General features: G+C 69.5%; 28 protein-coding genes, 6 tRNA genes and 1 riboswitch. Of the genes, 11 read left to right on the top strand and 23 right to left on the bottom strand.

What is annotated here, in order from left to right:
- Positions 1–3: 3 nt before the first annotated feature.
- The 7 genes from trpA to hisI all read right to left on the bottom strand — a co-directional run bounded on the left by trpA (position 4) and on the right by hisI (position 6,208).
- A complete protein-coding gene (trpA, locus tag ACTWLI_RS14880) occupies positions 4–837 on the bottom strand; it encodes a tryptophan synthase subunit alpha (protein ID WP_445154542.1) in 834 nt (277 codons plus the stop codon).
- Positions 834–2,201, bottom strand: a complete 1,368-nt coding sequence (gene trpB / locus ACTWLI_RS14885) for a tryptophan synthase subunit beta (RefSeq protein ID WP_445154543.1) — start codon at positions 2,199–2,201, stop codon at positions 834–836. The genes trpA and trpB overlap by 4 nt, the downstream gene beginning before the upstream one ends.
- Before the next feature lie 86 nt (positions 2,202–2,287).
- Positions 2,288–3,103 (bottom strand): indole-3-glycerol phosphate synthase TrpC, encoded by an 816-nt coding sequence (gene trpC, locus ACTWLI_RS14890; protein ID WP_445154544.1) that lies wholly within the window; start codon positions 3,101–3,103, stop codon positions 2,288–2,290.
- A gap of 2 nt (positions 3,104–3,105) precedes the next feature.
- Entirely contained in the window at positions 3,106–3,393 is a 288-nt protein-coding gene (locus tag ACTWLI_RS14895) for an HGxxPAAW family protein (RefSeq protein WP_445154545.1), read from the bottom strand.
- Between the two features lie 126 nt (positions 3,394–3,519).
- Entirely contained in the window at positions 3,520–4,164 is a 645-nt protein-coding gene (locus ACTWLI_RS14900) for a Trp biosynthesis-associated membrane protein (protein ID WP_445154546.1), read from the bottom strand.
- Positions 4,161–5,729: an anthranilate synthase component I gene (locus tag ACTWLI_RS14905; protein WP_445154547.1), complete on the bottom strand. Its 1,569-nt coding sequence runs from the start codon at positions 5,727–5,729 to the stop codon at positions 4,161–4,163. The genes ACTWLI_RS14900 and ACTWLI_RS14905 overlap by 4 nt, the downstream gene beginning before the upstream one ends.
- Before the next feature lie 71 nt (positions 5,730–5,800).
- Positions 5,801–6,208 (bottom strand): phosphoribosyl-AMP cyclohydrolase, encoded by a 408-nt coding sequence (hisI, locus tag ACTWLI_RS14910; RefSeq protein WP_445154548.1) that lies wholly within the window; start codon positions 6,206–6,208, stop codon positions 5,801–5,803.
- Between the two features lie 144 nt (positions 6,209–6,352).
- Here hisI and ACTWLI_RS14915 point away from each other — a divergent pair, with 144 nt between their 5' ends.
- Positions 6,353–6,997 (top strand): TIGR03085 family metal-binding protein, encoded by a 645-nt coding sequence (locus ACTWLI_RS14915; protein WP_445154549.1) that lies wholly within the window; start codon positions 6,353–6,355, stop codon positions 6,995–6,997.
- Positions 6,998–7,108: 111 nt separating this feature from the next.
- On the opposite strand, the gene hisF is transcribed toward ACTWLI_RS14915, so the two are convergent.
- The 14 genes from hisF to ACTWLI_RS14985 all read right to left on the bottom strand — a co-directional run bounded on the left by hisF (position 7,109) and on the right by ACTWLI_RS14985 (position 18,382).
- Complete coding sequence (hisF, locus tag ACTWLI_RS14920) at positions 7,109–7,885, bottom strand: imidazole glycerol phosphate synthase subunit HisF (protein WP_445154550.1); 777 nt, start codon at positions 7,883–7,885, stop codon at positions 7,109–7,111.
- A 48-nt stretch (positions 7,886–7,933) separates the two neighbouring features.
- Positions 7,934–8,776 (bottom strand): ATP phosphoribosyltransferase, encoded by an 843-nt coding sequence (gene hisG / locus ACTWLI_RS14925; protein ID WP_056739754.1) that lies wholly within the window; start codon positions 8,774–8,776, stop codon positions 7,934–7,936.
- 103 nt (positions 8,777–8,879) lie between these two features.
- Complete coding sequence (locus ACTWLI_RS14930) at positions 8,880–9,143, bottom strand: phosphoribosyl-ATP diphosphatase (RefSeq protein ID WP_175321714.1); 264 nt, start codon at positions 9,141–9,143, stop codon at positions 8,880–8,882.
- Between the two features lie 81 nt (positions 9,144–9,224).
- Entirely contained in the window at positions 9,225–9,710 is a 486-nt protein-coding gene (gene ribH / locus ACTWLI_RS14935) for a 6,7-dimethyl-8-ribityllumazine synthase (RefSeq protein WP_445154551.1), read from the bottom strand.
- Between the two features lie 55 nt (positions 9,711–9,765).
- The gene (ribA, locus tag ACTWLI_RS14940) at positions 9,766–10,467 is read right to left on the bottom strand and encodes a GTP cyclohydrolase II (protein ID WP_445154552.1); all 702 of its coding nucleotides are present in this window, start codon (positions 10,465–10,467) and stop codon (positions 9,766–9,768) included.
- Positions 10,468–10,476: 9 nt separating this feature from the next.
- Positions 10,477–11,169, bottom strand: coding sequence for a 3,4-dihydroxy-2-butanone-4-phosphate synthase (gene ribB / locus ACTWLI_RS14945; protein ID WP_445154553.1), 693 nt, complete (start codon positions 11,167–11,169; stop codon positions 10,477–10,479).
- On the bottom strand, positions 11,166–11,822 hold the full coding sequence (locus ACTWLI_RS14950; RefSeq protein ID WP_445154554.1) for a riboflavin synthase: 657 nt from the start codon (positions 11,820–11,822) through the stop codon (positions 11,166–11,168). Before ACTWLI_RS14950 ends, ribB begins: the two co-directional genes overlap by 4 nt.
- Positions 11,822–12,886 (bottom strand): bifunctional diaminohydroxyphosphoribosylaminopyrimidine deaminase/5-amino-6-(5-phosphoribosylamino)uracil reductase RibD, encoded by a 1,065-nt coding sequence (gene ribD / locus ACTWLI_RS14955; RefSeq protein WP_445156204.1) that lies wholly within the window; start codon positions 12,884–12,886, stop codon positions 11,822–11,824. Before ribD ends, ACTWLI_RS14950 begins: the two co-directional genes overlap by 1 nt.
- A gap of 286 nt (positions 12,887–13,172) precedes the next feature.
- A riboswitch (FMN riboswitch) is annotated at positions 13,173–13,323 on the bottom strand.
- 160 nt (positions 13,324–13,483) lie between these two features.
- Positions 13,484–14,149 (bottom strand): ribulose-phosphate 3-epimerase, encoded by a 666-nt coding sequence (gene rpe / locus ACTWLI_RS14960; protein WP_445154555.1) that lies wholly within the window; start codon positions 14,147–14,149, stop codon positions 13,484–13,486.
- Between the two features lie 52 nt (positions 14,150–14,201).
- A complete protein-coding gene (locus tag ACTWLI_RS14965) occupies positions 14,202–15,770 on the bottom strand; it encodes an RsmB/NOP family class I SAM-dependent RNA methyltransferase (RefSeq protein WP_445154556.1) in 1,569 nt (522 codons plus the stop codon).
- Positions 15,767–16,687 carry a methionyl-tRNA formyltransferase gene (gene fmt / locus ACTWLI_RS14970; protein ID WP_445154557.1) on the bottom strand — a complete coding sequence of 307 codons (921 nt, stop codon included), beginning with the start codon at positions 16,685–16,687 and terminating at the stop codon, positions 15,767–15,769. The genes ACTWLI_RS14965 and fmt overlap by 4 nt, the downstream gene beginning before the upstream one ends.
- Positions 16,684–17,259 carry a peptide deformylase gene (def, locus tag ACTWLI_RS14975; protein ID WP_056739771.1) on the bottom strand — a complete coding sequence of 192 codons (576 nt, stop codon included), beginning with the start codon at positions 17,257–17,259 and terminating at the stop codon, positions 16,684–16,686. The genes fmt and def overlap by 4 nt, the downstream gene beginning before the upstream one ends.
- Before the next feature lie 67 nt (positions 17,260–17,326).
- Positions 17,327–18,172: a cytochrome gene (locus tag ACTWLI_RS14980; protein ID WP_445154558.1), complete on the bottom strand. Its 846-nt coding sequence runs from the start codon at positions 18,170–18,172 to the stop codon at positions 17,327–17,329.
- A gap of 138 nt (positions 18,173–18,310) precedes the next feature.
- Positions 18,311–18,382: transfer RNA gene (locus tag ACTWLI_RS14985), tRNA-Val, on the bottom strand.
- Positions 18,383–18,937: 555 nt separating this feature from the next.
- On the opposite strand from ACTWLI_RS14985, the gene ACTWLI_RS14990 reads away from it, so the two are divergent.
- From ACTWLI_RS14990 to ACTWLI_RS15015, 6 genes are all read left to right on the top strand, one after another.
- Positions 18,938–19,010 (top strand) — tRNA-Gly (locus tag ACTWLI_RS14990).
- Between the two features lie 48 nt (positions 19,011–19,058).
- Positions 19,059–19,129: transfer RNA gene (locus ACTWLI_RS14995), tRNA-Cys, on the top strand.
- Positions 19,130–19,169: 40 nt separating this feature from the next.
- A tRNA-Val gene (locus tag ACTWLI_RS15000) sits at positions 19,170–19,244 on the top strand.
- Between the two features lie 55 nt (positions 19,245–19,299).
- Positions 19,300–19,372 (top strand) — tRNA-Gly (locus ACTWLI_RS15005).
- A 40-nt stretch (positions 19,373–19,412) separates the two neighbouring features.
- A tRNA-Val gene (locus tag ACTWLI_RS15010) sits at positions 19,413–19,487 on the top strand.
- A gap of 207 nt (positions 19,488–19,694) precedes the next feature.
- Complete coding sequence (locus ACTWLI_RS15015; RefSeq protein WP_445154559.1) at positions 19,695–19,961, top strand: antitoxin; 267 nt, start codon at positions 19,695–19,697, stop codon at positions 19,959–19,961.
- A 134-nt stretch (positions 19,962–20,095) separates the two neighbouring features.
- On the opposite strand, the gene ACTWLI_RS15020 is transcribed toward ACTWLI_RS15015, so the two are convergent.
- On the bottom strand, positions 20,096–20,779 hold the full coding sequence (locus tag ACTWLI_RS15020; RefSeq protein WP_445154560.1) for a TetR/AcrR family transcriptional regulator: 684 nt from the start codon (positions 20,777–20,779) through the stop codon (positions 20,096–20,098).
- A gap of 160 nt (positions 20,780–20,939) precedes the next feature.
- Between ACTWLI_RS15020 and ACTWLI_RS15025 the strand changes: the two genes are divergently transcribed.
- Positions 20,940–21,923, top strand: coding sequence for an NAD(P)-dependent alcohol dehydrogenase (locus tag ACTWLI_RS15025; protein ID WP_445154561.1), 984 nt, complete (start codon positions 20,940–20,942; stop codon positions 21,921–21,923).
- 24 nt (positions 21,924–21,947) lie between these two features.
- Here ACTWLI_RS15025 and zapE read toward each other — a convergent pair whose 3' ends face one another.
- Complete coding sequence (gene zapE, locus ACTWLI_RS15030; protein WP_445154562.1) at positions 21,948–22,985, bottom strand: cell division protein ZapE; 1,038 nt, start codon at positions 22,983–22,985, stop codon at positions 21,948–21,950.
- 214 nt (positions 22,986–23,199) lie between these two features.
- On the opposite strand from zapE, the gene ACTWLI_RS15035 reads away from it, so the two are divergent.
- Genes ACTWLI_RS15035 through ybaK form a run of 3 tightly spaced genes read left to right on the top strand, consistent with a single transcriptional unit; the run spans position 23,200 to position 25,101 of the window.
- A complete protein-coding gene (locus tag ACTWLI_RS15035; protein WP_445154563.1) occupies positions 23,200–24,117 on the top strand; it encodes a sulfurtransferase in 918 nt (305 codons plus the stop codon).
- 10 nt (positions 24,118–24,127) lie between these two features.
- Positions 24,128–24,595 carry a SufE family protein gene (locus tag ACTWLI_RS15040; RefSeq protein ID WP_445154564.1) on the top strand — a complete coding sequence of 156 codons (468 nt, stop codon included), beginning with the start codon at positions 24,128–24,130 and terminating at the stop codon, positions 24,593–24,595.
- Positions 24,596–24,603: 8 nt separating this feature from the next.
- Positions 24,604–25,101, top strand: coding sequence for a Cys-tRNA(Pro) deacylase (gene ybaK, locus ACTWLI_RS15045; protein ID WP_445154565.1), 498 nt, complete (start codon positions 24,604–24,606; stop codon positions 25,099–25,101).
- Positions 25,102–25,142: the final 41 nt, after the last annotated feature.

The following is a 25,142-nucleotide window of genomic DNA, read 5'->3' on the forward strand; positions in this document are numbered from 1 at the left end:
TGCTTACGCTTCTTCCTTGGTGAGGCCGGTGCTGAGCTCTTTCGTCAGGGACGCTACAGCATCCACGCCGCCTTCACCGATTGCCGCGACGAGGGCCGTTCCGACGATCACGCCGTCGGCGTACGCGGCGATCTCCCGCACGTGCCCGGAGTTGGAGACACCCAGGCCGACGCAGACGCGTTCGGCGCCGGCGGCGCGGGCGGCCGTGACGACGTCCCGGGCTGCGGAGCTGACCGAGGCGCGGGCACCGGTGACGCCCATGATCGAGACGGCGTAGACGAAGCCGCGGCTGGCGTCCACGGTGCGCTTCATCCGTTCCGGCGTCGACGACGGCGCGACCAGGAAGACCCGGTCCAGGCCGTACTTGTCCGAGGCGGCCATCCATTCGGCGGCTTCGTCCGGGATCAGGTCAGGGGTGATCAGCCCGGCACCGCCGGCCTCGGCCAGGCGCCGGGAGAACTCGTCCACGCCCATCCGGACCACCGGGTTCCAGTAGGTCATGACCAGGACGGCGGCGTCGGTCTTGCTGGTGATGCCGCGGACGACGTCGAAGACCTGGCTGACGTGGAAGCCCTTGGCCAAGGCCTCGGTGGTGGCGGCCTGGATGACCTGGCCGTCCATCACCGGGTCCGAGTAGGGGATGCCGATTTCGATCAGGTCGGCACCGTTTTCGGCCAGGGCGATCCCGGCGGCGATGGTGTCCTCGACACTGGGGTAACCGGCCGGGAGGTAGCCGATCAGGGCGGCTCGGCCCTGGGCGCGCGCCCGGTCGATGGCGGCGGCGGACTTGCTGGCGCCGGGCACCGTGGCGTTGGCGCTGTTTTCGGCGGTGCTCACAGCTGCTCCCCCTCCTGGGCGATTTCGTGTTCGGGTGAATCCTTGTCCAGCAGGTTGAACCATTCCGCGGCGGTGGCCACGTCCTTGTCGCCACGGCCGGAGAGGTTGACGATCACGACCTTGCCGGCGGCAGCCGCGGCGTCGCCTGCGTCCTCGGCCTCCGCGGCGAGCCGCTGGCCGACCTTGATGGCGCCCGCGAGGGCGTGCGCGGATTCGATGGCCGGGATGATGCCCTCGGTGCGGCACAGCAGGCGGAAGGCCTCCATGGCTTCGCTGTCGGTGATCGGCTCGTAGCTGACCCGGCCGATGTCGGCGAGATAGGAGTGCTCCGGGCCGACGCCGGGGTAGTCCAGGCCTGCGGAAATCGAGTGCGACTCGATGGTTTGGCCGTCGTCGTCCTGCATCAGGTAGGAGCGGGCGCCGTGCAGCACGCCGGGCTTGCCCAGGGTGATGGTGGCCGCGTGCCGGCCGGTCTCCACGCCTTCGCCGCCGGCTTCGAAGCCGTAGATCTTCACGGAGGGGTCGTCCAGGAAGCCGTGGAAGATGCCGATGGCGTTGGAGCCGCCGCCGATGCAGGCGCACACGGCGTCGGGCAGCCGTCCGGTCTGGTCCAGGATCTGGGCGCGGGCCTCTTCGCCGATGACCTCGTGGAAGTACCGGACCATGGCCGGGAAGGGGTGCGCCCCGGCGGCCGTGCCCAGCAGGTAGTGGGTAGTGCCGACGTTGGCGACCCAGTCGCGCAGGGCCTCGTTGATGGCGTCCTTGAGCGTCTGGGAGCCGTTGGTCACCGGGACGACGGTGGCGCCGAGCAGTTCCATCCGTGCCACGTTCAGGGCCTGCCGGCGGCAGTCCTCGGCACCCATGTAGACGACGCACTCCAGGCCCAGCAGGGCCGCGGCGGTGGCGCTGGCGACGCCGTGCTGGCCGGCGCCGGTTTCGGCGATGACGCGGGTCTTGCCCATGCGCTTGGCCAGCAGCGCTTGGCCCAGGACGTTGTTGATCTTGTGCGAACCGGTGTGGTTGAGGTCCTCGCGCTTGAGGAAGATGCGCACTCCCCCGGCGTGCTCGGCGAAGCGCTTGGCTTCGGTGAGCAGGGAGGGCCGGCCGGAGTAGTTCTTGTTCAGGTCGGCGATCTGGGCGGTGAAGTCGGGGTCGGCCTTGGCCTTCTCAAAGGTGTCCTCGAGCTCGTCGAGGGCGGCGATCAGCGACTCGGGCATCCAGCGTCCGCCGTAGGAGCCGAAGTAGGGGCCGGGGGCGTGGCGCAGCGACGGCGTGGCCTGCGGCCCGTTTTCGTCCGGCCTGTTCCCTTCCAGGAACGCCTCCACCGTGTTGTCCTCGGGGCCCGTCGTAGGCGCATCGGCCATCGGTCTCACCATCCTGTCTGCTAGCTAAAACTGCGGGCCGCACCGGTCCGCCGCGGCGCCCGGCCGGTCATCCGGCCGGGGCGCGGTCAGAAGCGTGCGGCGATTTCTTCGGCCCCGGCGGCCATGAACTCGGCGATCCGCTCGCGCGGGGTCGCGTCGCTGACCAGTGCTTCGCCGACCAGTACCGCGTTGGCGCCGCTGGCGGCGTAATGGCGGACGTCCTCGACGCCGCGCACGCCGGATTCGCCGACGATAAGGGCGCCAGCCGGGATCCCGGCGGCGAGCCCGGCGAAGACCGAGCGGTCGACGTCGAGCGTCTTAAGATTGCGGACGTTGACGCCGATGATGCGGGCGCCCGCGTCCACGGCGCGCTCCACCTCATCCGGGGTGTGGGTTTCCACGAGCACGTTCATGCCGAGTTCGTGGCTGAGCGCGCTGTAGTCGCGCAGCTGCGCGTCCGATAGCGAGGCGACGATCAGCAGGATCAGGTCCGCACCGTGGGCCCGGGCCTCCCAGATCTGGTACTCGTCGATCATGAAGTCCTTGCGGAGCAGCGGAATGTCCACGGCGGCCCGGACGGCGTCCAGGTCCGCGAGCGATCCGTTGAACCGGCGCTGCTCGGTGAGCACGCTGATCACGGCGGCACCGCCGTCGGCGTACTGGACGGCCAGCGACGCGGGGTCCGCGATGTTCGCGAGGTCGCCCTTGGAGGGGCTGCGCCGCTTGATCTCGGCGATCACCTTGAGCTGGTCGCGGGCGGAGGGACCGCCCAGGGCCGCCCATGCGTCCCGCGCCGGAGCGGCGGCCGCGGCGCGGTCCTTCAGCTCGGCGAGCGTGACGAGGCGCTGGCGGGCCTCCATATCCTCCCTGACACCGGCGTTGATGTCATCGAGAACAGTCACTCCTAGTGGCCGGAGTTCTTCAGCTTGCTGCCGCCCACGCCGTAGCCGGCCTTCCGCATCGCGAAGCCCACCACGAGGCCGACGAGCATGACGACCGCCCCGGCGATGAAGATCGGGGTGTTGGCGATCACGAAGGCGATGGCCGCGATGAGCGCGCCGACCAGCATGATGATCACGGTGGTCCAGGCGGCGGGGCTGTTGCCGTGGCCGGTCGGCTCGCTGTGGTCGACGTCGTCGTAGATGCCGGTGCCGGCAGCGGGCTTGGGTGCAGAAACAGGGGCTTTGCTCATGGAAAATCTCCTCAGGATCAATACTGCTTACATTCTGCCATTTATTGGCAGCGTTGTTTGCCGGGGTGTCTGTCGGGGCGCTTGCCGGGGTGTCTGACCGGGTGTTGGCCGTGGTGCGGGCGGCGCTCAGGTGGGGTCGTCGCCGCGGGACAGCCGGTCCCAGCTCTCAATCTCATCCGCCGGCCGGGCGGGGCCCGCGGCGGTGCCCGTGACGGCGGCGTCGTACCTGGTCCGGCTCTTCCAGTGCCGTCCCGCCGGGACAATCGCCAGGGCGGCCAGGCCCAGCAGGGCCCCGGCGACGACGGCGAGGACGGGGAACGCGGTCACGGCCACCTGGGCGTTGCTGCCGCTGATGCCCGTGGCGGCGGCGATGGAGCCCTGCGCCGCGGTGAGCGGGTCGGCGAGCACGGTGACGGCGGCGGCCACGATCCCGGCCGCGGCGAGCAGGATGATGGCCGTGATGATCCAGCGGGCCACCCGGCCAGCGATCGAGGCGGCCAGGCCGCCGGCCAGGGCCACCAGGGCCAGGGCGGTCACGGTGGTGGCGGCCTTGCTGCCCTGGACCTGCAGCCCGTCCTGGCTGCCGACGGCCTGGCCAAGCTGGCTCGGGTCAAGCTCGACCGTCAGCCAGGTCTGGGTGGTGGTGCCGAAGACCGCCAGGGCCAGGACGGCGATGAGCAGGACCAGGGTGGACTTCCTGGCCCAGCGCGGAACAGCCGGGCTGGTGCTTTTGACGGTAGTCCCCTGTCCGTTCATTGCGGCGCCGCTCATGCCTGCTCCGTCCGGGGTCCGGGCACGGTGGCGGCGGTGATGGTGCGCAGCGACTGCGCGGTATGGACGGCGCGCATCGGGGCGGCGGCCTTGTTCACCGTCTCCAGCGCCTCGGTGGCGTTCACGGAATCGGCCACGATGCCACCGCCGGCCTGCACGTAGGCGCGGCCTTCGCGGAGCAGGGCGGAGCGGATGGCGATGGCCATGTCCATGTCGCCGGCGAAGTCGAGGTAGCCCACGACTCCGCCGTAGATGCCCCGGCGGTGGGGTTCGAGTTCGTCCAGCAGGCGCAGGGCGCGGGGTTTGGGCGCGCCGGACAGGGTGCCGGCGGGGAAGGTGGCTTTGAGCACGTCGTAGGCGGTGGCGTCCGGGGCGAGCCGGCCGACCACCGTGGAGACCAGGTGCATGATGTGGCTGAAGCGCTCCACCTCCATGAACTGGGTGACGTCCACGGTTCCGGCCACGCAGACCTTGGACAGGTCGTTGCGGGACAGGTCCACCAGCATGAGGTGTTCGGCGCGTTCCTTCTGGTCCGCGAGGAGTTCCTCGGCCAGGGCCTTGTCGGCCTCGGTGGTCTTGCCGCGCGGCCGGGAGCCGGCGATCGGGTGGGTGATGACTTCGTCGCCGGTGACCGTGACGAGGGCTTCGGGTGAGGAGCCCACGATCGAGTACTGCCGGCCAGCGGCGTCCTCAAGATTGAACAGGTACATGTACGGGCTCGGATTGGTGTTGCGCAGCACCCGGTAGACGTCCAGCGGGTCGGCGCCGCACTCCATTTCGAACCGGCGCGAGATGACCACCTGGAAGACCTCGCCGTCGACGATCGCTTCCTTGCCCCGGTCCAGCGCGGCCAGGTACTCGTTCTCGTCCCACCGCTCCTGCACGCTGGCGGCGAAGTCGGCTGCCGGGGCCGTGAGCACGGAGATGGGCTGTTCCGTGGGGGCACTGACCCGGGCGAGCAGGTCCTGCACGCGGGCGACGGCGTCGTGCCAGGCTTCGTCGACGCGCTCCGAGCTGTTGTCGAAGTTGATCGCATTGGCGATCAGCAGCACGGTCCCGTCCATGTTGTCGTGGACGGCCATGTCGGTCACGAGGTTCATCGCCAGCTCGGGCAGTTGCAGGTCGTCCTCGGGCGGGCTGGTGAGCTTTTCCCAGTGCCGGACCGCTTCCCAGCCGAGGAAGCCCACGAGCCCGGAGGTGAAGGGCGGCAGTCCCTCGAACCGTTCGGTGTGCAGGGCGCGGACGGTGTCCCGCACGGCGTCCACCGGGCTGCCGTCCAGCGGCACGCCGACGGGCGGTTCGCCGAGCCAGTGCGCCTGGCCGTCCTTGGTGGTCAGCGTGGCACGGGATTTGGCGCCGATGAAGGAGTACCGGGACCAGGCGCCGCCGACGGCGGCGGATTCGAGCAGGAAGGTTCCCGGCTGGCCCTTCGCCAGCTTGCGGTAAAGGCCGATCGGTGTCTCGGCGTCGGCCAGCACCTTGAGCCGGACGGGGATGACCCGGCTGTGGCCGGCGAGCTCCCGGAACTCTTCCAGGCTGGGGCTGATGATTCCAAGGTCCTGCATGGCTGCGATTTTCCGCCTGTTCTCTTGCTGAAGCTTTGGTGCCGGCGCACGGGCCGGGAGGGCGCGCCGGGTCAGTCGGCCGGGCCGACGACGGCGGGAAGTCCGCGTCCGTCGAAGCAGGTCCGGGTGCCGGTGTGGCACGCGGCGCCGACCTGGTCGACGCGGACCAGCAGGGCGTCTCCGTCGCAGTCGAGCGCGAGCGACTTGACCCACTGCACGTGGCCGGAGGTGTCGCCCTTGCGCCAGTATTCCTGCCGCGACCGGGAGTAGAAGGTGACCCGTCCGGTGGTCAGCGTCCGGTGCAGCGCCTCGTCGTCCATCCAGCCCAGCATGAGCACCTCGTTGGTGTCGTACTGCTGGATGACCGCGGCCACCAGGCCGGCGCTGTCGCGCTTCAGGCTGGCGGCGAGCTCGGCCGGAAGCGGACTTCCGGTGGTCGCGCTGGCGGGTTCGGGGGCGGGGGCGGGCTGCTCAGACATCACTGCCAGTCTAGTGCCTCCGGGCCTGCCGCCCGCCGGGGCCGGGCGCCAGCGCTTAACATCCGCACCGAAAGCCCCGCAGGCGGCGAAACCACGGCGCTTCCAGTGCACATGGACGGGCGTCTCGTGCTAGTTTCACAAGTGATGAATTTCGTCGATCCGTCCCGTGAAGTTCTGGCCGAAACCCTGCTGGCGGCCGGTCCTGACTCCCCCACGCTCTGCAAGGGGTGGCTGACCCGCGACCTTGCCGCCCACCTCTACCTCCGGGAGCGCAAAGCCCGCGTCGGACTGGGCCTGCTGATCAAGCGGCTGTCCAAGGCCTCGGACCAGGCCACGGCAGAACTTGCCGCCGAGCTCCGCACGCCGGAGGCTTACGCCAGCCTGGTCAACACCTTCCGGTCCGGCCCCCCGGCGCTCTCCCCCATGCGGATCAAGGCCCTGGACGAGAGCTCCAACCTGATCGAATACTTCGTGCACACCGAGGACGTCCGCCGGGCCGTGGACCGTTGGGCGCCGCGGGCCCTCGACGAGGCCTACTCCGATGCACTCTGGGACGAGCTGATCAAGCGCGCCGCCATCCTCTACCGGGGCGTGGACCTGGGCATCGTGCTGGTGCGCCCATCCGGTCCGCGGCATGTGGCCAAACGCGCCCCCGTTTCGGTCGCGATCGTCGGCGAGCCGGGCGAACTGCTCATGCACGCCCACGGCCGCACGCGGCATGCGCTGGTGACCTTCGAGGGCCAGCCGGACGCCGTCGCGCTGCTGCAGTCAGCCGAAGTCGGGCTCTGAACCCGGCCCGGCCTGGGCACGAGACACAAAAATACGGAGCCACCCGGTGGGTGGCTCCGTATTTTTTGTCTGTGGCCGGCTGTTTCAGCGGCGGCCGCAAGGCCGGCTGTGTCAGCGGACCTCGAAGCCTGCCTCGCGGATGGCGGCCTTGACCTGGGCGATCATGTCCAGCGGGCCGAAGTGGAACACGGAGGCGGCCAGGACGGCGTCCGCGCCGGCGGCAACCGCTGGCGGGAAGTGCTCGGGCCGGCCGGCGCCGCCGGAGGCGATCAACGGGACCTTGACGGCCGCGCGGGCCAGCCGGATGAGCTCCAGGTCGAAGCCGTCCTTGGTGCCGTCGGCGTCGATCGAGTTCAGCAGGATCTCGCCCACGCCCCGGTCAGCGGCTTCCTTGGCCCACTCAAGGGCATCGATGCCGGTGCCCTGGCGGCCGCCGTGCGTGGTGACCTCGAAGCCGGACGGCGTCTGCTGCGACCCCGGCCGGGTGCGCCGGGCGTCGAGCGAGAGCACCAGCACCTGGGAGCCGAAGTGCCGGGTGATCTCATCGATGACCTCGGGCCGGGCCACGGCCGCGGTGTTGATGGCTGCCTTGTCGGCGCCGTAGCGCAGGAGCTTGTCCACCTCGGCGACGCCGCGGACGCCACCGCCGACAGTCAGCGGGATGAAGACCTCCTCGGCGGTGCGGCGGACGACGTCGTAGGTGGTTTCCCGGTTGCCCGACGACGCGGTGACGTCGAGGAAGGTCAGTTCGTCGGCGCCGCCGTTGTCATAGCGGTGCGCCAGCTCCACCGGGTCGCCGGCGTCGCGCAGGCCTTCGAAATTGATGCCCTTGACCACGCGGCCGGCGTCGACGTCCAGGCAGGGAATGACGCGGACTGCTAGGGACATGGCTGCTCCTGCTCTTCGCTTGCGGGTGTTGGCTTCACGGGCTTCGGATCAGATCCGGCAGGCGTGGATGCTGCTGACCAGGATGGCGCGGGCGCCGAGGTCGTAGAGTTCGTCCATGATCCGGTTGGTCTCCCGCTTGGGCACCATCGAACGGACGGCGACCCAGTCCGAGTCGCGCAGCGGCGAGACAGTCGGAGACTCCAGGCCGGGGGTCAGGGCGGCGGCCTGCTCGACGAGCTCCTTACGGATGTCATAGTCCATCAGGACGTACTGGCGGGCCACGAGGACACCCTGGAGGCGGCGGATCAGCACCTCGGTGGCGGGGTTCTGTTCGCCCTTGCGGCCGATCAGCACCGATTCGGAGTGCAGGATCGGTTCGCCGAAGATCTCCATGCCGGCGGCCTTGAGGGTGGTGCCGGTTTCGACGACGTCGGCGATCGCGTCCGCGACGCCGAGCCGGACCGAGGATTCGACGGCGCCGTCGAGCCGGACGACCTTGGCGTTGATGCCGCGCTGGGCCAGGTAACCGCGAAGCAGGCCGTCGTAGCTGGTCGCCAGGCGCTTGCCTTCGAGCTGGTCGATGGAGGTAAAGTCGCCGACCGGGCCGGCGAACCGGAAGGTGGAAGCGGCGAAGCCCAGCGGCAGCAGTTCCTCGGCTTCCACCTCGGCGTCGAGCAGCAGGTCGCGGCCGGTGATGCCGACGTCGAGCGTGCCCTGGCCGACATAGACGGCGATGTCGCGGGGGCGGAGGAAAAAGAACTCGATGTCATTGTCCGGGTCGACCATGACCAGTTCGCGGGTGTCGCGGCGCTGGCGGTAGCCGGCTTCGGCAAGCATGGCGGAGGCGGCTTCGGACAGGGATCCCTTGTTGGGGACGGCAACTCTCAGCATGAATGGCTCTTTTCTGGTGGGACGTTCTGGGTGTACAGGCACTGCGGGCCACGCGGGGCCGCTCCGGATCGGACTCGGGGTCCAGCACGGGCGGCGGGCGTGGCTAGAGATGCTTGTAGACGTCTTCCAGGCTGAGGCCTTTGGCGAGCATGAGAACCTGCAGGTGGTATAGCAGCTGCGAAATCTCTTCCGCTGCGGCCTCATCGGATTCGTACTCGGCGGCCATCCAGACCTCGGCCGCTTCCTCCACGACTTTCTTGCCGATGCCGTGGATTCCGGACTCCAGTTCGGCGACGGTGCGGGAGCCCTCCGGGCGGGTGGCTGCCTTCTCACTCAGTTCTGCGAACAGCGACTCGAAATTCTTCACACCCTCCAGCCTACTTGTTCACGGCCGGACCTCGCCCTCCGGGCCGTCGGATGACGGCCCGGATGTGAGCGAATACACAGCCTAGGCGAACGGTTTGAGCGTCACGGCGGCGGCCAGCGCGGCGGTGACCGCTTCGTGGCCCTTGTCCTCGGTGGAGCCCGGCAGCCCGGCCCGGTCCAGGCCCTGCTGCTCCGTGTCGCAGGTGAGCACGCCGAAGCCGACGGGCACGCCGGTGCGCACGCTGACGTCGGTCAGGCCGATGGTGGCGGCCTCGCAGACGTATTCAAAGTGCGGGGTGCCGCCCCGGATCACGACGCCGAGGGCCGCGACGGCGTCAAAATGCGGTGCCAGCCGGGCGGCCGCGACCGGCAGCTCGAACGTTCCGGGGACGCGCAGCACGGTCGGTTCGGCGATGCCGGCGTCCTTGGCGGCGCGCAGTGCGCCGGCGAGCAGGCCGTCCATGATGGTGGTGTGCCAGCTGGCTGCCACGATGGCGAGTTTCAGCTGGGAGGTTTCCTCGGGCTGGAAGGTGGTCAGGTCAATCTGGGGGGCGCCGTGGCCGCTCATGCGAATTCCTTGCTCTGGGGAGGTACGGGTGTGGGGCTGCGGGGCGCAGCCGGGGTCAGTCCTGCTCGTGCTCGAACCCGCGGGGCCCGGCTCCGGGCTCCGCCGCGGCCGGCTGCATGTCCAGGACCAGGCGGTGGTCCATCCGGTCCTTCTTGGTCTGCAGGTAGCGGAGGTTCTGTTCGCGCGACGGGACCTCGGTGGCGACCATCTCGACCACCCGCACCCCCGCCTCGGCCAGCCGGTCCTGCTTGTCCGGGTTGTTGCTGAGCAGGCGGACCTCCTGCAGCCCCATTTCGGCGAGGATCTGGGCGGCTGCCTTGTAGCAGCGGGCGTCCACCGGCAGGCCGAGCTGTTCGTTGGCTTCGACGGTGTCGAACCCGGCCTCCTGCAGGGCGTAGGCCTTGATCTTGTTCGCCAGGCCGATGCCGCGGCCCTCCTGCCCGCGCAGGTACAGCAGCGTGCCGCCCTTCTCGTGGATCAGTTCCAGGGCGTAGGCCAGCTGTTCGCCGCAGTCGCAGCGGTAGGAACCGAACACGTCCCCGGTCAGGCATTCGGAGTGCAGCCGGACCAGCGGCGCGGTGCCGTCGGCGGCGGGGCGCGGGGAGCTGACGGCGAGGTGTTCGGCGCCGGTTTCAAGATCCGTCCAGGCCTGCGCCACGAAATCGCCGAAGGCGGTGGGCAGCTGGACAATCGGTCCGCCGCTGACCGGGTGCGGCTGCTGGCCCGGGGTGGCCGGGCGCGTCTCAGAAGTCGTCATGGTTTCTCCTCAGTCAAGGTCTCGGGCGGGGTGGGCTGAAGGCCCGGCGGGCTCGGCGGATTCAAGGTGGGCCACCAGGTCGGCGATCGAGATCAGCGGGCAGCCGTGCTCGAGGGCAAAGCCGCGAAGGCCGTCCAAGCGCATCATCTCCCCATCGTCGTACACCACTTCGGCAATCACACCGACGGGTTCGAGCCCGGCCAGCCGGCACAGCTCGACGGCTGCTTCGGTGTGCCCGGGACGCTCCCGCACACCCCCCTCAACGGCCCGGAGCGGGAAAACATGCCCGGGCCGGGTCAGGGCGGCCGGCCGGCTCGCCGGGTCGGCGAGGACGCGGGCGGTCAGCGCGCGGTCGGTGGCGGAAATGCCGGTGCTCACGCCGGCGGCTGCGTCGCAGGAGACAGTGTAGGCGGTCCCCTTGGCGTCCTCGTTCACGGCGACCATGGGCGGCAAGCCGAGCGCGTCGGCACGGCCGGCGTCGAGCGGGACGCAGATCACCCCGGAGCTGTAGCGGATGGTCCAGCCCATCAGCGCCGGGGTGGCGTGCTGGGCGGCGAAGATGATGTCGCCTTCGTTTTCGCGGTCCTCGTTGTCCACCACGAGCACCGGCCGGCCGGCGGCCATGGCGCGGACGGCGTCCTCGATCGGATCCAGCGCAGGCGTTTCGACGGCGAGGCCGCTGGGGTCCTGGAGCCGGCTCATGACGCGGCCTCCGCCCGGTGTGCGCCTTCCTGCCGGGGCGAGGCGGGGGCGAAGGCAAGCAGCCGCTCGGTGTACTTGGCCAGGACGTCGACTTCGAGGTTGACGCCGGCGCCGGGCCGCTTGGCGCCGAGCCCGGTCTCGGCCAGGGTGGTCGGGATGAGCCCTACCTCAAACCACGGTGCCGGCTCCCCGGCGTCGCTCACGGCCGTGACGGTCAGGGAGACGCCGTCGACGGCGATCGAACCCTTCTCCGCGATGTAGCGGGCCAGGGGCTGCGGCACGCTGAACCGCAGCCGGTCCCAGTTGCCGAGTGCTTCGCGCTCGAGCAGTTCGCCGACGCCGTCGACGTGCCCCTGCACCACGTGGCCGTCGAGCCGGCCGCCGGCCGGGACGCAGCGTTCGAGGTTGACCGTGTCACCGGCGGCCAGTGCGCCGATGGTGCTGCGGACCAGGGTCTCGCCCATGACGTCGACGCTGAAATCGGTGCCCGTGATGTCGGTCGCCGTCAGGCAGACCCCGTTGACCGCGATGGAGCCGCCGTGGGCCAGTCCCTCGGTGCTTTCGGGGGCGTGCAGGCGCAGCGTGGCGCTGGTGTCGCCGTTCCGCTCGACCGAGAGCACCTTCCCCTGTTCGGCGATAATTCCGGTAAACATCAGTTGCCTCCTGCGGCAGTGTCCGCGTCGCTGCGCGGGGTGGAATCGGATGAAATCGTGGTGGCGGGGCGCAAGTGCAGGCGCAGGTCGCGGCCGAGGGTCTGGACGGCGCCGCCGGAAGCCGCGTCCCAGTCCCAGTGCTGGGCGTCGGCGAGGGTGCCGATCCCGAGGTCGCCGAGGGCGGCTGTGCCGGACCCGAGCAGGGTCGGGGCCAGGTAGACGATGAGCTCGTCGACCAGACCGGCGGCGAGGAAGGCGCTGAGAATGCTGGAGCCGCCCTCGACCATCAGGTGCCGGACCCCGGCGTCGAACAGCCGGTCCAGCACTTCGCGGGGGTCCCGGGTGGCCAGGTGCAGCACCTTGCCGTCGGTGCCGTTGACGGCGGCGTCTTCCGGGATGGGACGCAGGCCCATGACGGCCCGCAGCGGCTGGCGCTCGGCGGGCGCGCCGTCCGGAGTCCGGGCGGTGAGCCGCGGGTTGTCGACCAGGACGGTCTGGGTACCGACCAGGATCGCGTCGATCCGGCCGCGCAGGGCGTGGTTGTCGGCGAGCGATTCGGCGCTGGAGATCCACTGGCTGGTGCCGTCGCTGGCGGCGATCCTGCTGTCCAGGGTCTGCGCGATGTGCAGGGTCACGAACGGCCGGCGGGCGGCGACGGCGTCGAACCAGCGCCGGTTCAGGTCCAGGGAGGCGACCGCGCCCAGCCCGGAGCGGACCCGGACCCCGGCGGCGCGGAGCGTCGCCGCTCCCCCGGCAGCCGGGTCGTGCGGGTCGTCGACGGCGTACACGACGTCGGTGATGCCCGCGTCGATGATCGCCCGGGCGCACGGGCCGGTGCGTCCGCAGTGGTTGCAAGGCTCGAGCGTGACCACCATGGTGGTGCCGGCCAGGTTCAGTCCCGCCTCGCGGGCCTGGGCAATGGCGTCGACCTCCGCGTGGGGGGTACCGGCGCCGCGGTGGTAGCCGGTCACGAGGGGTGTCCCGTCGGCGTCGATCACCACCGCGCCGACCAGGGGGTTCGCCCCGCGGGGTCCGCGGGCGGCGGCGGCAAGGGCCGTGTCCATGGCGGCGGTCTCCGCGGCACTGAAGCCGGCGGCTTGGAAGCCGTGGTGCGGGGCCTGTTGTTCCGCGACGCCGTGTCCCTCGGCGCGGTGTTGCTCAACGCCGGAACCGGTGTTCTGTGCTGGCAGGCTCATTTGCCGCCCGCCGGGACCCGAAGGTAGCCGGAGTCGGCGGAGAGCCATCGCAGGGGGTTCATGTGTGTGTCGTTCCTTCCCTCAAGAACCGCGATGGCTCCGGGGGTATACGACAGCGCAGTTCCACGGCGCCTGTGGCGCCGCGGGGACAGCTGTACGTGCTTCTCTCATCCAGACTTTAACTGTCGGTACCGGAGTTCCACCGGTTCAACCGTCCGCCGTCGGCCTCCGGGAGGAGGCTGCCGGCTCGCGGGTCGCGGACTATGACCGCCGGTTCGGACTTACACCGACCCCGGAGCACGTATGTGTGTAGCTATTCTGGCACAACTGCAGGACCTGCCCGGCTATTCCCGCATCGGCCGGCCGCAATATTCGTCATCGGGTGGCCGGCGTGGACCGGCCGCGCCCGGCCGGGCTGGCCGCGTGGCCGGGCGTGGCCCCGCCGGGCGGCCCGGTACGGGTGGCCTACTGCTCCGGGCGGCGGCCGGCGGCGCGGAGCCGGGCGATGGCCTCCGCCGGGTCATCGGCGCCGTAGACCGCGGACCCGGCGACGAAGACGTCCGCCCCTGCCTCGGCGGCGCGCTGGATCGTCTTTTCGGTGATGCCGCCGTCGACCTGGAGCTTGACGTCCAGCCCGGACGCGTCGATCGCGGCCCGGGCGCGCCTGATCTTGGCCAGGGTCAGGTCGAGGAATTCCTGCCCGCCGAAGCCCGGTTCCACGGTCATGATGAGGATCATGTCCAGTTCGCCGAGCATGTCCAGGAACGGTTCCACGGCGCTGCCGGGACGTAGGGCGATGCCCGCCTTGGCGCCGCGGGCCCGCAGTTCGCGGGCCAGCTTCACCGGCGCGATCGACGCCTCGGCGTGGAACGTCACCGAGGCGAGGCCGGCATCGGCGTAGGCGGGCGCCCAGCGGTCGGCGTGTTCGATCATCAGGTGGGCATCCAGCGGAATCGGGCTGACCTCCTGCAGCCGCTGGACGACGGGCAGGCCCAGGGAGAGGTTGGGCACGAAGTGGTTGTCCATCACGTCCACATGCACGGCATCGGCGGTCCGGATCTTGTGCAGTTCGGACTGCAGGTTCGCGAAGTCCGCCGACAGGATGCTCGGGTTGATGCAGCAATGGGCCATGGAGTCCTCTTCGTTCGGAAAGTTGGGAGCTGGTGCCAGTATGGCCCGAAGCTCAGGCTTTTTTGTGGATAAGGGCCAGGAACATGGCGTCCGTCCGGTGCCGGTGCGGCCAGAGCTGGGCAGTCAGGTCGTGACCGGCCTCAAGGTGCCCGGTGAGGCTGACCTTGTCCAGGGCCTCGCCGGCGTCGAGCAGTTCCAGGTCGCCGCGTTTGCGGAGGGCGTCACTGACGACGGCGGTGGTCTCGGCCGGGTGCGGGGAGCACGTCACGTAGGCCACCACGCCGCCGGGCTTGACCGCGTCCAGGGCGGACTTGAGCAGGTCCCGTTGCAGCGGACCGAGGTCGGCAAGGTCCTTAGCGCTGCGCCGCCAGCGGGACTCCGGACGGCGCCGCAACGCACCCAGGCCGGTGCAGGGCACGTCCACGAGGACCCGGTCGAAGCCCTCGGCCATCTCGGTGCCGACGTCGCGGCCGTCACCGGTGCGCACGGTCCAGACCTCGTGCGGAACCGCGTTGAGGGCCTGGCTGACGAGTTTGGCGCGGTGCGGTGCCGGCTCGTTGGCCAGCAGGGTCGCGCCGTGCTGGCGGGCCAGGGCACCGAGCAGCGCCGCCTTTCCGCCGGGCCCGGCACACAGGTCCAGCCAGCGTTCGCCGCCGTCGCTCTTTACGTCAGCCAGGTCCACCGCGGCGAGGGCGCGGGCGACCAGCTGGGAACCAACGTCCTGCACCCGGGTGCTTCCCTCCCGCACGGAGGCGAGGCGGCCGAGGTCGCCGCCGCTGGAGAGCGCCGAGCCTTCGACCAGCTCGCCGGGCGTCGCGCCGTTTTCCAGGGCCTCGTCGAGGCTGCCCAGGCCGGGCAGGGCCACCAGGTTCACCACCGGAGCGGCATTGTCCGCCGCGAGGAGCTCGGTGATTTCGGAGACCGGACGGCCGTGGGCAACCAGGGACTGACGGAAGGCCCGCACGATCCATTCGGGGTGGGCGTACCGGACCGATGCCACCTTGGTCTCGTCCGCTTCGCCGCTGAGCAGCAACTCCAGCCACTCGTCCAGCGTGTGCGCGGAGACCTTGCGGAGTACGGCGTTGACCAGGCCCGAGGGTCCGGCGCCAATCACGGCACGGGCCAGGCCGACGGTCTCGTCCAGGGCGGCGTGGGCCGGGACGCGCATGGCCAGCAGCTGGTGAGCACCGATCCGGAGGGCGTCCAGGACGGCGGGGTCGAGCTGGTCCAGGGGGCGGTCCACGCAGCGGGCCAGGATCGCGTCGTAGGTGCCCTGCCCGCGCAGGGCGCCGTAGCTCAGCTCGGTGGCGAACCCGGCGTCGCGCTTATCGAGGCCGTGGTGCCGGATGCGGGCCGGCAGCACCAGGTTCGCGTAGGCGTCCTCAGCCGCCACGGCACGCAGGACCTCGAAGGCGACGAGGCGGGCCGGGTCCGCGCGGCGGGTGCGCTGGGAGGGGGCACTTTCGCTGAAGCCGCGCTTGGGGCCGCGGTTCCGTTCCCTGCCCTGGGCGTCGCGGCGGACACCGCTGCGCGGGTTCTGCCCGCCCGTGCCGCTGTTGCCCTGCCTGCCGGGCTGCCGGCCCCGTCCGCGGCCGCTGCCGCTTGCTCCGGATTCGCTCATTCGAAGACCACGCTTTCCAGTTTCGCCTGTCCGCGCGCCCAGTCGGCGGCGTTCATCATTTTTTTGCCCGCGGGCTGGACCCGGGTGAGTTCGACGGGGTGGGAGCCGGTGCCCACCAGCACGGATTTGTCGGCCAGGGCCACTTGCCCCGGCGCCAGTGCCGGCGCCTCGGGCCGGAGCAGCACCGGTTCGAGCTTGATCCGCTGGCCGTCCACGGTGGTCCAGGCGCCGGGCTCGGGGGTGACGCCGCGGGCACGGCGGCCGATTGCCAGCGCCGGCTGGCGCCAGTCGAGGCGGCCGTCCTCGAGGGTCAGTTTGGGGGCGAGGCTGACGTCGCCCTGCTGCGGCACGGCGGCGGCCTGTCCGGCGTCGACGGCGGAGAGCGTCTGGGTGAGCAGCACGGCGCCGCTGTGGGAGAGCCGCTCGAGCAGTTCACCGGCGGTGTCCTTGGGGCCGACCGTCTCGGTGAGGGTCCCGAGGACCGGGCCGGTGTCCAGGCCCTCCTCGAGCCGGAAGGTCACGGCGCCGGTGACGTCGTCGCCGGCGATGAGCGCGTGCTGTACGGGCGCCGCTCCGCGCCAGGCCGGCAGGAGTGAGAAATGCAGGTTGATCCAGCCGTGGCGGGGAATGTCCAGGGCTGCCCGCGGGATGAGGCCGCCGTACGCGACGATCGCGGCGACGTCGGGCGCGGCCGCGGCGATCCGGTCCGTGACGCCGGCGTCGACCTTCGCGGCATGGATGATCTCGATGCCGAGTTCCGCGGCGCGGACGGCAACGGGCGACGGCGTCAGCACGCGCTTGCGCCCCAGCGGCGCGTCCGGACGGGTGAGGACGGCGACGACGTCGAAACCGGCCGCGACGAGCGCGTCCAGCGAGGGGACGGCGACGGCCGGGGTCCCTGCGAAAAGGACCCTCACTGGCCGGCCCCGAAGGACGCGCCGGCGCCGAAGCTGGAGCCGACGGACTTGGCGCGCTTCGCCGTCGTCTGCCCGGTGATGGCGTCGTAGTTGGCGTTGCGGATCGCGCGCAGGGCCTTCTTGCGGTCCTCGCCCTCGAGCCGGTCCGTGAAGAGGATGCCGTCCAGGTGGTCGGTTTCGTGCTGGAAGACCCGGGCGAGCATGCCTTCGCCTTCGAGCACCACCGGGTTGCCATGCACGTCGACGCCGGTGACGCGGGTGGCGCGGTGGCGGCGGACCGGGAACCCCAGCCCGGGGATGGACAGGCAGCCCTCGACCTCGTCGGGCTGGAAATCGTCGCTGTTTTCCAGCACCGGGTTGATGATGTGGCCCTCCACGCCGCGGATGCGGTAGGTGAAGACCCGCTGGCTGATGCCGACCTGGGGTGCGGCCAGGCCGGCGCCCTCGACGTCCTCCATGGTTTCGGTCATGTCGGCGACTAGCTTCTCCAGCTCAGGCCCGAATTCCGTGACGGGATCGGCGACGGTGCGCAGCACGGGGTCGCCGATGATACGGATATTCAAAATGGCCATGGGCTGTCTGTCCTCACGGTAGGCGGCTAGGGATCTCATCCAGTTTAGTGCCAGCCCGGGCCGGGGTTCAGCGGGCCACCGGCGGCGCGATCGGCAGCAGGGCCGGCCCCGCGGCCCGGGTGTCCGCGGACATCTCCCAGACCCGGCGCAGGGCGCAGAACTTCCACCAGTGGTGTTTGAGGATTTCGGGGTTGGCCCGCTGCGGCCTGACTTCCGTCTCGCCGATGGCGACGGCCAGCAGGATGGGCGACTCGCCGTGCCGCCAGGGCTCCCACTCCCCTGCCACCGGATCCACGAGGCTTTCCTCGGCCTTCATGCCGGCCACTAGCTGCATGACAACCTTGTCGTCGAGCGGCTTGACCGTGCCGTCCCGGGTGGTTCCCTTGGTCTTGTAGTCGATCAGGCACGTGCGGCCGTTGATTTTGGCCACCAGGTCCAGGGTTCCCGCATAGCCGACCGTGGCGTTCCACACCGTGATCTCAGGCGCGATGGGTTCCACCTGGAACAACTCCCACCATTCGTCGAAGCGGGCGGCGAAGGCTTCTTCGCCGTTGGCCGCCAGCGCTTCCCGGGTTTCCTGCATCCGGTGCGGACGGCCGAGGGCGCGCAGTGCCACCTGCTCGCAGTAGTTATGGACCCGGTCGCCGCGCTTGGCGGCGTCGTCCCGGTGGGTCTCCGCGGCCTTGGCGGCCCGGCTGACCGCCTGGCGGATCTTGGCGGGGCTGCCCAGGATGGCAGGCAGCTGGGGGTCGGCGGCGAGGCTGTTCGCTCCCATGTACCCGAACCAGCCATCCAGGCCGTGCGGCTGCTGCCCGATGACCGTGGTGATGGAGGGGACGGAGAACTGCGCGGACGTCGAGCGGGCGTACATCCGTCCGTATTCGGTGGCGTGGGCAAGAAGCGGGGCGGTCATAGCGTGACTCTTTCACAGGGGTCGGACACTGTAGGAGGACGCCGCAGCGATCGCCCGCGCGGCTGGCGGCGGCACGCGGGCTGCGGCAACAAAAAAGGTCCGCCCCGCTCTGCTGAGCGGAACGGACCATTTGCCAGGTGGGCGATACTGGGTTCGAACCAGTGACCTCTTCGGTGTGAACGAAGCGCGCTACCACTGCGCCAATCGCCCCGGTGCCCTTGAATGCTAGCCCACCCCGGCGGCAATTACGAAATCGGCGCAAGGCTGTGGAAACCGGGCGCCAGGCAAGCCGGTGTGCTCGCCCGGCTCCCCGGCCCCGCGCCGTCGCCGCTCCAGCCGCCGACGTCGCACAGGGGGACGGCCGCCGCGCCGGCAGCCTGGCGGGTTACCGCGGCGCCCATCTGACACAAACGGCCGCTTTCATCGTCCCTAAGCGGCCATTTTTGGCCACTGGCTCCCGCGGGAACCCCGGGGCGGGGCTGAGCCGCCCTGCACGTGACCGCACTCAGGCCACGCCTGCCTGGCGATCAGGACCACGCGGCCCGGCGCGCGCCGGCGTCGGGGTCCTCGCTATCCAACACCCCTCGGCGGGGCTCCGAATTACACACCTGTAATTAGCAGAATCCGCTAGATTGCAGGGAAGCAGCGGGGTCCGGGGCGACCGGCGGGGGCCCGATTTGTAAGTTCCCTGAACCTCCTATAGAGTTCTTACTCGTTGGAACGCGAGGAAATGCCGATTGCGGCAGGAAAATCGCAGCCAACGCTGCGGACGTAGCTCAGCTGGTAGAGCACCACCTTGCCAAGGTGGATGTCGCGAGTTCGAATCTCGTCGTCCGCTCGCAGGACACTGTCACGGCAGATGGATTCTTCGGAATCCTGCTTACACGGTGGGTTGGCCGAGAGGCGAGGCAGCGGCCTGCAAAGCCGTATACACGGGTTCGAATCCCGTACCCACCTCGGTGAAAACCCTGGTTTCCGGTTTACCCCGGATGCATAGGGGCGATTGGCGCAGCGGTAGCGCGCTTCCCTGACACGGAAGAGGTCACTGGTTCGATCCCAGTATCGCCCACCAAAGCAAGGCAACTTGCTTGATCCAGTACCGCCGGCATAGCCGGAATGGACTAAATGCGGACGTAGCTCAGCTGGTAGAGCACCACCTTGCCAAGGTGGATGTCGCGAGTTCGAATCTCGTCGTCCGCTCTCTTGTTTCAACAATTCCACTCCGGATCCTTCCGGTTGCGGGCGATTGGCGCAGCGGTAGCGCGCTTCCCTGACACGGAAGAGGTCACTGGTTCGATCCCAGTATCGCCCACCAAGAGAGCAGCTCCCCCGGGAGCTGCTTTTTTCATTTCCCGGCGACCTCTCCCCCGGCCGCCCGCCGCGGGCCCCGCACCAGGCATATTGCCACCGCCGACCCCCGGGTCTTTCTCCTCTGGGCGTATTCCCTTGGCAGGCTCCGGCCCGGCGGTTAGCATCGGAAGTGCTAGGAGCGATCTGGCTCCGCGACTGAAGGGAGGTGCCCGTGGGTTTAATTGACGATCTTAAGGGCAAGGCTCAGCATCTGATTGGTGGCAACGAGCAGGCCATCAAGGACGGCATCGAAAAGGCGGGTGATTTCGTCGATTCGAAGACCGGCGGAAAGTACGCCGATAAGGTCGATACCGTCCAGCGTGGCGCCTCCGACTACGTCGACAACGCGAACGGCCGGCCGGCAACGGCCCCCGCCGCAGAGCCGCACGTCGCGGATGTGCCCCCAGTCGCCGGGGAACCCCGGCAGCAGGGCCTCTGACCCAGGTACGTCAGCGAGGTGCCGGTCCCGCCGAGAGGCGGCGCCGGCACCTTCGTCGTTTAAGCCGCGGCTGAACCGCGGCGAATCGGTGGGATGCCGCACGGACGCCCCGGCACGAAGCGCACCGGGACGGGTCAGCCCGAATGGCCCGTCGCCAGCGCCTGTTCCAGGCCGTTCAGGACCACGTCCAGGCCGTACTCGAATTCTTCGGCATAGTCGTAGCCGGGCTTGAGGACGTGCCCGGTGACAAACTCCGCCAGGTGCGGGTATTCGTTGGCGGGAAACGGGTCGAACATGTCCTGTGCCATGGCGTCGGCTTCGGCTGATGTATCGAACGGCAAGGTCATCTTCGTGAGGGCAAAACCGTAGATATAGCCGTCCAGCACGGAGTATGCGTGGGCCACTGCATCGATGGCAAAACCCGCCTCGCGCAGCGTGCCGATGACCGCGTCGTGGTGCCGCAAGTTGGCGGGGCCGGGGCGCCGTCGGGACTCCATCAGGCCGATCGCCCACCGGTGCCGGGCCAAAGCCTCGTACAGCGAGAGGGCGCGTTCCCGCATGGCCAGCTTCCACCCGATCCGGCCACGGGGAATCGAAATCTCACCGAAGACGACGTCGATCATGGCGTCAATAAGGTCATCCCTGTTTGAGACGTGGCGATAGAGGGCCATGGGTGCCGCGCCCAGCAGCTTGGCGACCTGGCGCATCGTAAGCGCCTCCAGCCCCGCCCGGTCGGCATGCCGGATTGCCGAACGCACGATGCGCTCCCGGCTGAGGGGCTGGTTACGCTCCTCGCCGCTGACCGAAATGCCCGCCATGGCAGTCCTCTTCTCAGCTTGGTCCCCCGAAAATCTCTCCGAAAAGTAGTGTACAGCGTACGCTCTCGCGCGTACGCTGTACACATTCCGTGCGGCCACGCACGGCCAGGTCAGCAACCCATCCGTCGCACCGGTTGCATCGAGAATGCAGGAGAGCAGCATGCAGGCAATCACCAGCCGCACCTACGGTGGACCAGAGGTCGTGCGCGTTGAGGAAGTCACCACGCCCGTACCGGGAAGCCACGAGGTACTGATCCGCAATCACGCGAGCGTCGTTTCCGGGGCGGAGGCCACGGCACGCCGGGGCGCGGACCCTGTCGCCCGGCTCTACTTCGGCCTGGTGCGGCCCCGCTTCGCGATCCTGGGAACAGGCTTCGCCGGCGAAGTGCAGGCGATCGGAGACGCCGTGACCAAGTACCGTGTCGGCGATCCGGTCATGGGGTCGGTCGGCCCCGGCCTCGGCGCCCATGCCGAATATGTCAGCGTTTCCGAAGACGGCGTTATTGCACCACGGCGGGCCGGCCTCCCGGCCACAGATGCCGTGGCGATCCTCGACGGCGCCCTCACCGCCCTGCCGTTCCTGAGGGATGCTGCACATCTGCAGCCCGGTCAGTTCATCCTTGTCAACGGCGCGTCCGGCGCTGTCGGCTCAGCCGCCGTTCAGCTCGCGAAACACTTCGGCGCCCACGTTACGGCGGTTTGCAGCACCGCCAACCTTGCGCTGGTGGAGTCCCTGGGTGCTGATGCAGTGATTGATTACACCATTGAGGAGTTCACCGACACTGCAGAAAAGTACGACGTAGTCTTCGACGCCGTCGGCAAAAGCTCCTACTCCCGGTGCCGGAAAATCCTGAAGCCTGGCGGCACATACCTCACGACTGTGCCCTCCCTTCCCGTCCTGCTGTGGGCGCTCCTGACGCCGCTGGTCGGCAGGACCAAGGCAGGCATCATGTTCACCGGACTCAGGAAGCCGGACGCCATGGCTAACGACGTGCGGTTCATCGGCGATCTGGCCGCGGACGGGAACTACGCTCCGGTCATCGACAAGACCTACGACCTGGACGGAGGCGCTTCGGCACACGCCCACGTCGAAACAGGGCACAAAAGGGGCAGCGTTGTCATCGCGATGCCCGCCTCCCGGTGAACCGCAAGGTGCCCGATCAAGGGCCTATGACGGCTCGTGGTTCTGGCCCTCGCGGGCCAGGGCGGTGAGGCGGGAGACGGCACGGAAGTACTTCTTCATGTACCCGCCGGTCATCATTTCCTCGGTGAAGAGCTGATCGAAGGGCACGCCGCTGGCCAGGATCGGCACGTCCTTGTCGTAGAGCCGGTCAGCGAGCACGACGAAGCGCAGCGCCACGGCCTGTTCGGTGATGGTCTCCACGTTGCGCCAGACGACGCCGTCGATCCCGTCGATCAGCTGGCGGTAGCGGCTCGGGTGGACGCCGGCGAGGTGGTTGATCAGGGTGCTGAACTCGTCCTTGGCGACCGTCTTGCCGTCGAACTCCGCCTGCATGTGGTGGGTGAGTTCGTCGTTGCGCAGCGGCGCGGGCGCCTTGGGCAGCCCGCGGTGGCGGAAGTCCTCGCCGTCGATCCGGACGACGTCGAACTGGTCGGCCAGCACCTGGATTTCGCGCTGGAAGTCGACGGCGGCGAAGCGTCCGTCACCGAGAGAGCCCGGCAGCGTATTGGACGTGGCCGCGAGCTTCACTCCGGCGTCGGCCAGTTCGCGCATCAGCCGGGACATCAGCACCGTGTCACCCGGGTCGTCGAGTTCGAACTCATCGATACACACGAGCTTGTAGTGGCTCAGCGCCTCGACCGTCTTGCGGAAGGACAGCGCCCCGACCAGGTTGGTGTACTCCACGAAGGTGCCGAACGCCTTGGGGCCCGGCGCCGCGTGCCAGAGCGAGGCCAGCAGGTGAGTCTTGCCGACGCCGAAGCCGCCGTCGAGGTAGATGCCCGCGCGGGACTCCTGCTTTTTGCCGAACAGCCGCTTGAACAGCCCCTCACCATCGCGGGAGCCGACGCCGGCGGCGAAACTCTGCAGCGCGTGCACGGCGTGGGACTGGCTCGGCTGCGCGGGATCCGGCCGGTAGCTGGCAAAGGACACCTCGCCGAACCGCGGTGACGGATAAAACCCGTTGAGGAGTTCATCGACGGAAACCGCCGGCGTTCTGGCGGCAAGCTGTTCGATCTGTACCAAGGTGGTCCGTTCTGCTGGTCTCGTGTCCCCAGAAAGGATACCGGCAATGGGCCCGCCCGCTTCCGGGCGGCGCCATCGACGTGACGAAGGCCATATTTCTGTCTAAGTACCCGGTGGAGCAATCCCGGCGCCGCGTGGCTAGTGTTGTAACAGGCCCGTCGCCGCGCAGCAGCCACGGCCCGGCCTCCCGACCGCCCAGTGAAAGGCCAGCCCCATGCCCTACCCCGTTGAGCAGAACGAGAAATTCGCCGCCTACGCCCACCCCGAACGCCTGGTCTCCACCGAGTGGCTCGCCGCGGCGCTGGATGCCGGCGCGCTCGACGGCGGGAAGCTGGTGCTGGTCGAGTCCGACGAGGACGTGCTGCTCTACGAGACCGGCCATATCCCGGGGGCCGTCAAGATCGACTGGCACACCGACCTGAACGACGAGGTCACCCGCGACTATGTGGACGGCGCGGCGTTCGCCGCCCTGGCCGCGGCCAAGGGCATTTCCCGGGACAGCACGGTCGTCATCTACGGCGACAAGTCGAACTGGTGGGCCGCGTACGCGCTGTGGGTCTTCACGCTGTTCGGCCACGAGGACGTCCGGCTGCTCGACGGCGGCCGCGACAAGTGGATCGCCGAGGGCCGCCCGCTCACCACGGACAAGCCCGCCGTGACTCCCGGCGAGTACCCGGTGGTGGAGCGCAACGATGCCCCGATCCGCGCGTTCAAGGACGACGTCCTGGCCCACCTTGGCAAGCCGCTCATCGACGTCCGCTCGGCCGAGGAATACACCGGCCAGCGCACGCACATGCCCGCCTATCCGGAAGAGGGCGCCCTGCGCGGCGGCCACATCCCGACCGCCGCATCGATTCCGTGGGCCCGTGCCGCCGCGGAGGACGGCACCTACCGCGACCGGACCGAACTCGAGGCGCTCTACCTGGACGAGGCCGGGCTGACGCCGGGCGACGACGTCGTGGCTTACTGCCGGATCGGCGAACGGTCCAGCCACACCTGGTTCGCCCTGAAGTACCTGCTGGGCTTCGACAGCGTCCGGAACTACGACGGCTCCTGGACCGAGTGGGGCAACGCCGTCCGGGTGCCGATCGTCAAGGGCGCCGACCGCGGCACCGTCCCGGCCGGCAAGTAAACTGGAACAGATGACTACCTCTGCCCTCCCCGCCGCGCTGGCGGAAATCGTTGATGACTTCCAGGCCCTCGAAGAAGCCGAGCGGCTGCAGCTGTTGCTGGAATTCTCCCGCGAGCTGCCCGATCCCCCGGCCCGGCTGCAGGACCACCCGGAGCTGATGGAGCAGGTGGTGGAGTGCCAGTCGCCGCTGTTCCTGACCATCGAGACGGAGCCCGGTGACGGGCAGCCAGCCGGCTCGGCCGAGCGGGTGCGGCTGTTCTTCAAGGCTCCGCCCGAGGCGCCCACGACCCGCGGTTTCGCCGGCGTACTGCATGAGGGGCTCGACGGGCTGAGCCCGGCCGAGATCCTGGCCGTCCCCGACGACATGCCCGAACAACTGGGCCTGACCCGGGCCATCACGCCGCTGCGGATGCGCGGCATGACGGCGATGCTCGGCCGGATCAAGCGCAAGGTCGCCGAACTGCCGCAGCAGGGCTAGGCAGCGGCATGGCCCGCAAACAGGCATCCCAGGGCACCCCGGCCACTGCGGCACTCGCGGCAGCCGGGGTGTCTTTCGTCGCCCATCCCTACAGCCACGACCCCGCCGCGCCCAGCTACGGTCTGGAAGCCGCCGAGGTGCTGGGCATCGACCCCGCCCGGGTCTTCAAAACGCTCATGGTCGACGTCGACGGGCACCTGGCGGTCGGCGTCGTCCCGGTCAGCGGAAACCTTGACCTCAAAGCGATGGCCGCCGCGGTGGGCGGCAAGAAAGCAGCCATGGCGGACCCGGCGACGGCGCAGCGCCGCACCGGGTATGTGCTCGGCGGCATCTCCCCGCTGGGGCAGCGCCAGCCCTCCCCCACCGTGCTGGACGAGAGCGCGCTAACGCTGGAGACGATCCTGGTTTCCGGCGGCCGGCGCGGGCTCGACCTGGAGCTCAGCCCCGCGGACCTGGTCCGGCTGACCGCTGCCACCACGGCCAGGATCAGCACCCGCCACCGCTGAGCGCGAACGTACACTTCAGGCCCTTTTCCCACGGGGATTGG

The organism is Arthrobacter sp. Hor0625, assembly GCF_052567525.1.

Excerpts from the sequence above, each read along its gene's own strand:
- ribB (WP_445154553.1), bottom strand. The coding sequence starts at position 11,169 with ATGAGCCGGCTCCAGGACCCCAGCGGCCTCGCCGTCGAAACGCCTGCG.
- ACTWLI_RS14980 (WP_445154558.1), bottom strand. The coding sequence starts at position 18,172 with ATGACCGCCCCGCTTCTTGCCCACGCCACCGAATACGGACGGATGTAC.
- ACTWLI_RS15020 (WP_445154560.1), bottom strand. The coding sequence starts at position 20,779 with ATGGCGGGCATTTCGGTCAGCGGCGAGGAGCGTAACCAGCCCCTCAGC.
- ACTWLI_RS15025 (WP_445154561.1), top strand. The coding sequence starts at position 20,940 with ATGCAGGCAATCACCAGCCGCACCTACGGTGGACCAGAGGTCGTGCGC.
- ribA (WP_445154552.1), bottom strand. The coding sequence starts at position 10,467 with ATGACGACTTCTGAGACGCGCCCGGCCACCCCGGGCCAGCAGCCGCAC.
- ACTWLI_RS14895 (WP_445154545.1), bottom strand. The coding sequence starts at position 3,393 with ATGAGCAAAGCCCCTGTTTCTGCACCCAAGCCCGCTGCCGGCACCGGC.
- ACTWLI_RS15040 (WP_445154564.1), top strand. The coding sequence starts at position 24,128 with ATGACTACCTCTGCCCTCCCCGCCGCGCTGGCGGAAATCGTTGATGAC.
- ACTWLI_RS15035 (WP_445154563.1), top strand. The coding sequence starts at position 23,200 with ATGCCCTACCCCGTTGAGCAGAACGAGAAATTCGCCGCCTACGCCCAC.
- ACTWLI_RS14900 (WP_445154546.1), bottom strand. The coding sequence starts at position 4,164 with ATGAGCGGCGCCGCAATGAACGGACAGGGGACTACCGTCAAAAGCACC.
- hisF (WP_445154550.1), bottom strand. The coding sequence starts at position 7,885 with ATGTCCCTAGCAGTCCGCGTCATTCCCTGCCTGGACGTCGACGCCGGC.
- ACTWLI_RS14905 (WP_445154547.1), bottom strand. The coding sequence starts at position 5,729 with ATGCAGGACCTTGGAATCATCAGCCCCAGCCTGGAAGAGTTCCGGGAG.
- rpe (WP_445154555.1), bottom strand. The coding sequence starts at position 14,149 with ATGGCCCATTGCTGCATCAACCCGAGCATCCTGTCGGCGGACTTCGCG.
- ACTWLI_RS14915 (WP_445154549.1), top strand. The coding sequence starts at position 6,353 with ATGAATTTCGTCGATCCGTCCCGTGAAGTTCTGGCCGAAACCCTGCTG.
- trpB (WP_445154543.1), bottom strand. The coding sequence starts at position 2,201 with ATGGCCGATGCGCCTACGACGGGCCCCGAGGACAACACGGTGGAGGCG.
- ribD (WP_445156204.1), bottom strand. The coding sequence starts at position 12,886 with ATGGACACGGCCCTTGCCGCCGCCGCCCGCGGACCCCGCGGGGCGAAC.
- ACTWLI_RS14950 (WP_445154554.1), bottom strand. The coding sequence starts at position 11,822 with ATGTTTACCGGAATTATCGCCGAACAGGGGAAGGTGCTCTCGGTCGAG.
- ACTWLI_RS14965 (WP_445154556.1), bottom strand. The coding sequence starts at position 15,770 with ATGAGCGAATCCGGAGCAAGCGGCAGCGGCCGCGGACGGGGCCGGCAG.
- ribH (WP_445154551.1), bottom strand. The coding sequence starts at position 9,710 with ATGAGCGGCCACGGCGCCCCCCAGATTGACCTGACCACCTTCCAGCCC.
- ybaK (WP_445154565.1), top strand. The coding sequence starts at position 24,604 with ATGGCCCGCAAACAGGCATCCCAGGGCACCCCGGCCACTGCGGCACTC.
- def (WP_056739771.1), bottom strand. The coding sequence starts at position 17,259 with ATGGCCATTTTGAATATCCGTATCATCGGCGACCCCGTGCTGCGCACC.
- hisG (WP_056739754.1), bottom strand. The coding sequence starts at position 8,776 with ATGCTGAGAGTTGCCGTCCCCAACAAGGGATCCCTGTCCGAAGCCGCC.
- hisI (WP_445154548.1), bottom strand. The coding sequence starts at position 6,208 with ATGTCTGAGCAGCCCGCCCCCGCCCCCGAACCCGCCAGCGCGACCACC.